This window comes from Thalassospira sp., assembly GCF_002709775.1.
Lineage (GTDB): Bacteria > Pseudomonadota > Alphaproteobacteria > Rhodospirillales > Thalassospiraceae > Thalassospira.
This window is the reverse complement of sequence record NZ_PAQR01000003.1, coordinates 119355-128589: the sequence shown is the minus strand read 5'-3', so window position 1 is coordinate 128589 and position 9235 is coordinate 119355. Positions and strand designations below refer to the sequence as shown.

The following is a 9235-nucleotide window of genomic DNA, read 5'->3' as shown; positions in this document are numbered from 1 at the left end:
CGGTCACGCCGAGATCAAACGAACCGCTGAAGTCTTCAGCCGGCGTGATCGTCAGACCTTCAAGCTGATCGGAGCCCAGCGTCCAGGTGCCGTCCCCATTATCGGTGCCAGCAGACAAGGTCGCACCGTCAGGAACACCGAAAATGGTCACCGTCAGGGTCTCGCTCGAATCAGTGAGCGCAGCGTCAATGTCGAGGGCAATCGTGCTGTCTTCGTTGCCGCTTGCATCCGAGACGTCCAATGTCGGAGCGTCTGCAACGCCGGTTACATCGACCGTGATTGAACCGGTCGTCGTTGCAACATCAGAGCCATCCGCGGAGGTCGCGGTCACGCCGAGATCAAACGAACCACTGAAGTCTTCAGCCAGCGTGATCGTAAGACCTTCGAGCTGGTCCGAACCCAGCGTCCAGGTGCCGTCTCCGTTATCCGTCCCGGCAGAGAGAGTTGCCCCGTCCGGAACACCGCTGATCGTTACGGTCAGAGTTTCGGAGCTATCCGTCAGGCCAGCATCAATATCCAGCGCAATCGCCGAATCTTCGTTGCCAGAGGCATCGCTAACGTCGAGCGTCGGCGCATCAGCAACGCCAGCAACATCGACCGTGATCGAACCAGTGGCGGTCGCAACGTCAGAACCGTCAGCAGACGTCGCTGTCACGCCAAGATCAAACGATCCGCTGAAGTCCTCAGCCGGCGTAATCGTCAGACCTTCAAGCTGATCCGAACCCAGTGTCCAGGTGCCGTCACCATTATCCGTACCGGACGACAAGGTTGCGCCATCCGGAACGCCAGAGATGGTGACCGTCAGGGTTTCAGAGCTGTCGGTCAGGCCTGCGTCTATATCGAGTGCAATGGCAGTGTCTTCATTGCCAGAAGCATCAGAAACATCCAGCGTCGGCGCATCCGCGACACTTGCAACATCAACCGTGATCGAGCCGGTGGTGGTCGCAACGTCCGAACCATCCGCCGAGGTCGCCGTCACACCAAGATCAAACGACCCGCTGAAGTCTTCAGCCGGTGTGATCGTCAGACCTTCAAGCTGATCGGAACCCAGCGTCCAGGTGCCGTCTCCGTTATCTGTACCGGCAGACAGGGTTGCACCGTCTGGAACGCCAGAGATGGTGACCGTCAGGGTTTCAGAGCTATCCGTGACCGCTGCATCGATATCCAGCGCGATAGCTGAGTCTTCGCTGCCGCCCGCGTCCGATACATCCAGCGTCGGTGCATCCGCAACACCAGCAACATCAACGGTGATTCTGTCCGTGGTCGTTGCAACGTCAGTGCCATCAGCAGAGGTTGCGGTTACACCGAGATCAAACGAACCACTGAAGTCCTCAGCCGGCGTAATCGTCAGACCTTCAAGTTGATCCGAACCCAAGGTCCAAGTGCCATCACCATTATCGGCACCAGCAGACAAGGTCGCTCCATCGGGCACGCCAGAAATGGTCACCGTCAGGGTTTCAGAGCTGTCGGTGAGGCCTGCATCGATATTCAGCGCGATAGCTGAGTCCTCGTTGCCGCTTGCATCCGAGACGTCCAGCGTCGGTGCATCAGCAACGCCAGCAACATCCACCGTGATTGAATCCGTCGTGGTCGCAACATCCGAACCATCGGCAGACGTCGCTGTCACGCCAAGATCAAACGACCCACTGAAGTCCTCAGCCGATGTGATTGTCAGGCCTTCGAGCTGATCTGAATTCAGGGTCCACGTACCGTCGCCATTATCGGTACCAGCCGACAAGGTTGCACCTTCCGGGACACCGGAGATGGTTACCGTCAGCGTCTCACTGGAATCAGCGAGAGCCGCATCAATGTCGAGCGCAATCGCACTGTCTTCGTTGCCCGAAGCATCACTGACATCCAGCATCGGAGCATCCGCAACACCGGTAACATCAACCGTAATGCTGTCCGTCGTGGTAGCTACATCAGAGCTATCCGCAGAGGTCGCGGTCACACCCAGATCAAACGAGCCGCTGAAGTTCTCAGCCAGCGTGATCGTCAGACCTTCAAGCTGATCCGAGCCCAGCGTCCACGTACCGTCGCCATTATCGGTGCCCGCCGACAAGGTTGCGCCATCAGGAACACCACTGATCGTAACCGTCAGCGTCTCGGAGCTATCCGTCAGGCCAGCGTCAATGTCGAGGGCAATAGCTGAGTCTTCGTTGCCGGATGCGTCACTGACATCCAATGTCGGAGCGTCAGCGACACCAGCGACATCAACAGTGATGCTATCAGTCGTGGTCGCGACATCAGAACCATCAGCCGAAGTCGCGGTCACACCGAGATCAAACGACCCACTGAAGTCTTCAGCTGGTGTGATCGTCAGACCTTCAAGCTGATCTGAATTCAAAGTCCAAGTGCCGTCACCATTATCCGTACCAGCAGACAAAGTTGCACCGTCTGGAACGCCAGAGATGGTGACAGTAAGTGTCTCAGAGCTATCCGTGAGCGCTGCGTCGATATCGAGCGCGATCGCACTGCCTTCGCCGCCGCTTGCATCTGACACCTCAAGTGTTGGAGCATCCGCCACGCCTTCGACCTCGACCGTAAGGTTTTGCATGACCACGGCGGTGTCGTCACCGTCCGTGGTCGAAACAAGGACGGAAAGGTCGATATCGCCGCTGAAGTTTTCAGCTGGCGTGATGGTCAGGCCTTCGAGTTGATCCGCACTCAGTGTCCAGGTGCCATCGCCATTGTCGGTGCCGGCAGACAGCGTTGCGCCATCTGGCACGCCTTCGATGGTGATGGCGAGGTTTTCGCTGCCGTCGAGAAGTTCGGTATCGATATCAAGCGCAATCGCGCTGTCTTCAGCGCCACTGGCATCGGAAACGTCAAGCGTTGCGCCGTCAGCAACCCCGGTGACATCGATGGTGAAGCTTGAGCTTCTTGTCGCGGTGCTGCCATTGGCTTCGCGGCTGGTGGCGGAGATATCAAGATCAATGCTGCCGCTGAAGTTTTCCGGCGGGGTGAGGGTCAGGCCGCTTAGCTGGCCAGGCGTTAAAGTCCAGGAACCATCGCCATTATCCGTCCCGGCCGACAGAACAGCCCCGTCCGGCAGGCCGGAAATCGTGATCGAGAGCGTTTCACTGCCGCCATCCTGATCATTGAGCGATGCCGAGAGGTCCAGCGTGATCGCGCTGTCTTCGGCACCGGTGACATCACCGGCACTCAGCGTCGGCGCATCGGCGACCTTGGGTTCTTCAACCTCGATCTCGTCTTCGGTATCGATTTCATCTTCGAGAAGAAGTTCGTCATCTTCTTCAAGCTCTTCCTCGACAACTGCGGCTTCGGATGCCGGGGCTTCTTCGACCGGTGCAATGAAATCGGGCTGGAGGCCTTCGTCCACATTCGGGCCGGTATCTTCGCGATCACCGCGCAACTCGTTGGTATCGTTGGTCGACAGCGGAATGCCGGGTAGTTCTACCGCACTTGGTTCGTACTGCAGCGAGATTTCATCCGCGCCATCATTGCCAAGGTTGCTTTGGAAGGTGTCGGCACCAGTATCGAGATTGTTTTCAATCTCGGCATTCTCGTTGAGCGAGATGGTCTGTTGCTCAGTAGCTTCCTGTGCCTGGGCGCGTTCCTGACGCTGGGCGGCGGCGTTCTGACGCTGGAAAGCCTGCTGTTCTTCACCCTGTGGATTGCGGATCTGGGTGCCGTAATGCACCGATCCCAATTCCTGTTCCTGCGGACGTGCAGAACTGTCCTGGTCGTCATGCAATTCGACCAGTTCATCACTCTCACCATCCTGACTTAACGAGCGCTCCAGATCCTCTGGCGCGGCCTGATGGTCAAGATCACCGTGACCACCATCATCAGGACGTGAAGTTTCAGTATCGTTGCGATCGTCCGCCATCTAACCCATTCTCCGTAAAGCGCGGGACAGGATAGGTCGCCCCACACTTCTATACAATAGTATAGAAACACTGATCTTCACCAGTGAATTGTACGGCCAGGCAGTAGAAATGATTACATTTCCAGCGGGACCAAAAATTGCTCAGCGTTCGCTAAACGCCTGATCAAGCGAGACATAAACCGGCTTCAACAGATATTGAAGGAGAGTACGCTCCCCGGTCTGGATATCGGCCTGAACCGTCATCCCGGGTATGATCTTCTGAGCCGTTGCACCTTCGCCGACAGCGTCGTGGTCGAGCGCAACTTTGCCCTTATAATACGGACGTCCATCTTCATCAACAAAAGTAGAGGCCGAAATCGATACCAATTCACCACTAATCCCGCCATAGCGGATGAAGTCAAACGCACTGACCTTGACCGTGACCGGCTGGCCGAGATGAACATGACCGATATCCTCGGTCGAGATGCGGGTTTCCGCGATCAGGACATCATCAACCGGCACCAGTTCCATCACCATCTGTGCCGGGGCAATCACCCCGCCAATAGTGGTGAATTGCAGGCCCTTGATATAGCCACGGGTCGGTGCCACGATTTCAAGACGTTCCACCCGATCACGCAGCTTGCGTAGCGCCTCGCGGGCCTGCGCGATTTCACCGCCCAAACGGCCAAGTTCGGTAATCGCTTCTTCGCGCTGGCTTTTTTCAAGCTCATTGAGGCGAAGGTTCGCCTCGGCAATGGTTTCGCGTGCGCGCGCCTGTTCGGCAACCACGCCAGAAAGATTGCCCTGCGCTTCGTTCAGTTCGCGTTGAATATTGAGGAACAGCACCTTGGAATTCAGCCCCTGCTCATAGAGCGACCGACGCATCGTCACTTCCTGGCTCAGCAGATCAACCGATTTGCGAAGGGTTGCTTCCTGCTCGCTCAGTTGCGCCAGTTCGGCATTGCGTTCCTTGATCTGGACCTGAAGGATTTCGTTCTGATTAGCATCAAGTTCGGTCTGAATGCGGTAGATTTCCGCCTGATTCTGCGCCAGTTCAGGATACTGAACCATCAAGGCGGTGAAATCAGGTTCGCGACCTTCTGCCAGGGCACGGTAGCGTTCAGATTCAAGCTGCAAATTGCCAAGCCGGGTTTCGGTCTGGGAAAGCTCCGCCTGTGCACCGTCAGCCTTGAGCCGAACGAGCACTTCACCCTTTTCGACAAGATCACCATCGCGCACCATGATCTGTTCAATGATGCCGCCTTCAAGATGCTGGATCTTGTTGACTGCACTGGTTGGCATCACCTGACCAAATGTGATTGCGGTTTCCTTGATTTCGGTCGTGGCCGACCAGGCCACGAGGGCGAGGAAGCCAACCGACAGCATCACCATGGCCGAGCGCACAAAGACGGAAATGCCACCCTCTTCGAGCAGCACGGCATGCGAAAGATATCGCGCCATCCGGCGGGAACGCTTGAACCGTTCAATCGCGGTATCCTGAGTTGCTGCATCGCTCATAGGTAGCCTCCGTCTATCACTTGCTGCTTGATGCGGGCGGGCGGGCCGTCCCCGCGCAACTGTCCGCCATCAAGAACAAGAATGCGGTCTGCCAAATCCAGATGACTTGGCCGATGGGTAATCAAAAAGATGGTCGAACCACCGCGCAGGCGATTGATCGTGCTTTGGAAGGCACGGTCGGCCCGCTGGTCCAGACCATTGGTGGGTTCATCAAACAGAATAATTGGGGCTTCACGGACAAGCGCACGCGCAAGTGCCAGACGCTGCAGGAAGCTTGCCGAGAAGCGCGAGGAATGCTGATCGCCAACACGGGTTTTAAACCCGTTTGGCAATGCCTCGACCTCGTCAAGAATGCCTGCCGCCATACAGGCCATGCGCAGATCATCGCTTGAGGCCACCGGATTGGCGAGCCGCAGGTTCTGCGCAATTGAGCCACGGAAGAACTCGATATCCTGCGGCACATATGAAATCGCCTGCCGCAAGGTCTGCGGATCCATCTGGCGGATATCGGCCCCATCAATCAGAACCGCCCCCGCCTGGGGCTGATACATCCCGGCGATCAGTTTGATCAGCGATGATTTACCCGCACCATTGGCCCCCACCACGGCAACCACCTGCCCCGGCTTGATATCGAAATTAACCCCCATCAGGGCCGGATCGGAATCAGCCGTATAGCGGAAACTGACACGCGAGAAGGTTACCGCACCCTCAAAACGATGCTGTTCGACCGAACGCGGGACAAGGTCGCCTTCGGGTGCAATCGTCATCAGTCGGTTGATCTGGCGCACACTACCACGCAACTGTGCGAGGCGCGGCATACCCAGGAAAGCCTGATTGATCGGGCCCAAAACCCGCCATGCCAGCATCATCGATGCCACCAGTGCACCGACACTCATCTGCGCATCCATCACCCGCTGCGCGCCAAAGGCCAGAACGAGTGCGCCAGACGTAATCATCAGGACCTGGGCGGACGTGTTGATCACGTTATTGACCATCGCCACCCGATACCCGGCATGAGCCGTATCCGCCGAAATATCACGGAACCGGGCCAACCAGCGTTTTTCCGATGCCGTGTATTTGAGCGCAGACATCTTGCCGACGGTTTCGACCAGAAACTCCTGCCGGTTCGCACCATGTCGGCCAAGCTCGGACACACGCCGTGCCACCACCGGAAACGCTACAAGCCCGATCAGGGCAAACACCCCGATCAAAGCAATCGGGATCAGGGCGAGCCAACCACCAAGATAGAACATGACAATCAGGAACAGCGGCACAAACGGCATTTCCATCATCACCAGCGCCATCGGCCCGGTGAAGAACTCACGAACACTTTCAAAATCGCGAATACGCGAAATCTGCACACCCACCGGTGCGCGTTCGGTAAAGGCCGGCGGCAAGGACAGCAGGCGTTCGAAAATCGCACCACTGACCAGCGTATCAAGGCGCGCACCAAAATGACTGACGATCTGGCTACGCAGTGTGCGCAATATCCAGCTCAGGATCAGGACAATGCCAATACCGATGGAAAACTGGATCAACATCGGGATCGATCGCGTGCCGATCACCCGGTCATAAATCCCCATGACGAAGATCGGGGTTGCCAGCGCCATGATGTTGAGAACAAACGTCATGGCGAGTAATTGATAGCCAAGCCCAGAGAACCGGTCGGCGATGCCGCCAAACCAGCCGCGCTTGTCATCTTCGAAATAACGTTCACGCCGGTCTGCGGCCGAGAACTGATAAATCTTGCCCGGAAGTGCCGAAAGCTTGATGACGAATTCGCGGTCTGTGCCGCCGTCAAAAACGCGCACACCGTTTTCTTCTGGCCGGATCACAACAAGGGCGGTGCCCTCGTCCGGGACGAACAGGCATGGCATCAAACGTTCATCAATCTGATCAAGCGTCGCGTCAATTTCCTGCGATTGATAGTTCAAATGCGCCATGACATTGCGGAAATCGGTCAGATCAAGCGCCTGATCCATATGCGGCAGGGCTTCGGCAACCTGACGCGGCAAGCCACGCCAACCCAGCGCCTGAAGCAGTGGCCAGACACAGGCATCGAAATCGGAAAGCGCATCGGTGCTGGCAAGCCCCATACGGTAGTTCAGCGCATAATCCATGTTTTCGAGTTTTTTGATCATGCCCCTGCTCCGCTTGTAGCCGGGCGCCCGGGATCCTTGGCCACATCCGTGGTTTTGTTCGTGCGGCGCAGAACCGGCACCAGATGCTTGTCGATCAGGCGGTATTGCTTGTTCGCCATCGCAATCAGCGACGGGCGATGCGACACCATCACCAGCGTGCAGTGCTTTTTAAGCTCCACCATCAGGCTGGTCATGATGTTGTCGCCCGCGATATCAAGCGAGCTGTTGGCTTCATCAAACAGGACAATGCGCGGGTAATCAATCAACGCACGCGCCACCGCAATACGCTGTTTCACCCCGCGCGGCAGGGTTTCGGATGCCTGCCCGCCGACTTCGGTGTCATAGCCTTCGGGCATGCGCATAACGATGTCATCAAGGCCCAGACGCCGGGCAATTTCGATCACGCGCTCAACGCCGATTTCCTTGCGAAAACCGGTGATGTTTTCAAGGATCGTGCCTTTGAACATCACGCCATGCTGGGGCAGATAGGCGATCTGACGGCGGGTGGATTCGGCGGTGTAATCCGCCGGATCCTTACCATCAAGCAGCACTTCGCCGCGATCCGGGCGCAAGGCCCCCATCAGCAACCACAAAAGGGTTGTCTTGCCCGTGCCGTTATCGCCAGTAATCGCGATGGAATCACCGGGTTCAACCAACAGATCAAGGTTCTCGAAGATCTTTTTGCCATCGGCATGCGAGAACGCGACATTGCGCAGCTCGATCTTGCCATCAAGCAACGGCATATCGGCCGAGCCCAAGGCATCTTCTTCTTCGATTTCAAACAGTTCGTTGACCCGCTGACGGGCAACGCGAATGTTCTGGAACTGCGTCCACAAGGTCATCGCGCGCTGAAGCGGCTGGATCGAGCGCCCCGACAGCATCGTGCAGGCGGCAAGTCCACCAACGGTCAGCTGCCCATTGATCACAAGCACACTGCCGACGGCCGCTACCAGCACCATGGTCAGCATCGAAAAGGTCGCGCTGGCATTGACCGCCGCATGGGCCGAACGGGCCGCCCGAAGGTCATCGCCCGCACATTGCGTCTGCAGCTGGTCATGTCGACGGATCATCAGGTTTTCCATCGCCATCGACTTGATGGTGTGAATGCCCGTCAGGGTTTCAATGATGAAATTATAGCGCCGTTCATCGGACTGGCTACGGTCATCAAGGGCTGCGCGCAAATCGCGCCCCAGAAACATCGCGGTCAGGAAAAACACCAGAAGAATGCCAAGCGGGACAAATACCAGATGCCCGCCAATGACCGCGATCAAGGCCAGGAACAAGACAATGAACGGTAAATCGACAACCGCGCCAATCGCCTGTCCGGAATAGAAATCGCGCAGCATGTTAAGACTGTTAAGCCGCTGCAGGTGCAAGCCCGGTGCGGTCTTGCCATAGTCGGTCAGGCTTGCCGACAGCAAATGCCCCACCGCCTGCTGAGAGCTGTAATGTTCGAACTTCGCCGCCGAAAGCGAGGAGATATAAGCACGCCCCAGACGCAGGATCGCCTCAAGCACAAGGGCGCCCAGAACCCCGAAAATCAGAAGGGTCAGCGTCGGAATGGAACTGTGCGGCAGGACGCGGTCATAGACCTGCAAAAGCGTGATCGGCAAGGCAAGGGTCAGCAGGTTGATCACCAAAGCCGTGATCAACAGCGCAAACCGCCCTGTACGCAGGTGCGACAATGTACCGATATTCAATCGAGACCGACGTCTCATCAGGCTGGCGAGCTCCCGAACTTCAC

4 protein-coding genes are annotated in these 9235 nt (G+C 57.1%); all 4 read right to left on the bottom strand.

Annotated elements, in window-relative coordinates; translation table 11 throughout:
• Positions 1-3853: tandem-95 repeat protein (locus CMO10_RS01660; RefSeq protein WP_297018589.1), on the bottom strand; the 3853-nt coding region annotated here is incomplete at its 3' end.
• 141 nt (positions 3854-3994) lie between these two features.
• Positions 3995-5350, bottom strand: a complete 1356-nt coding sequence (locus CMO10_RS01655) for an HlyD family type I secretion periplasmic adaptor subunit (protein ID WP_044827011.1) — start codon at positions 5348-5350, stop codon at positions 3995-3997.
• Positions 5347-7491, bottom strand: coding sequence for a peptidase domain-containing ABC transporter (locus CMO10_RS01650; protein WP_297018588.1), 2145 nt, complete (start codon positions 7489-7491; stop codon positions 5347-5349). The genes CMO10_RS01655 and CMO10_RS01650 overlap by 4 nt, the downstream gene beginning before the upstream one ends.
• Positions 7488-9209 carry a peptidase domain-containing ABC transporter gene (locus CMO10_RS01645; RefSeq protein ID WP_297018587.1) on the bottom strand — a complete coding sequence of 574 codons (1722 nt, stop codon included), beginning with the start codon at positions 9207-9209 and terminating at the stop codon, positions 7488-7490. Before CMO10_RS01645 ends, CMO10_RS01650 begins: the two co-directional genes overlap by 4 nt.
• Positions 9210-9235 lie beyond the last annotated feature (26 nt).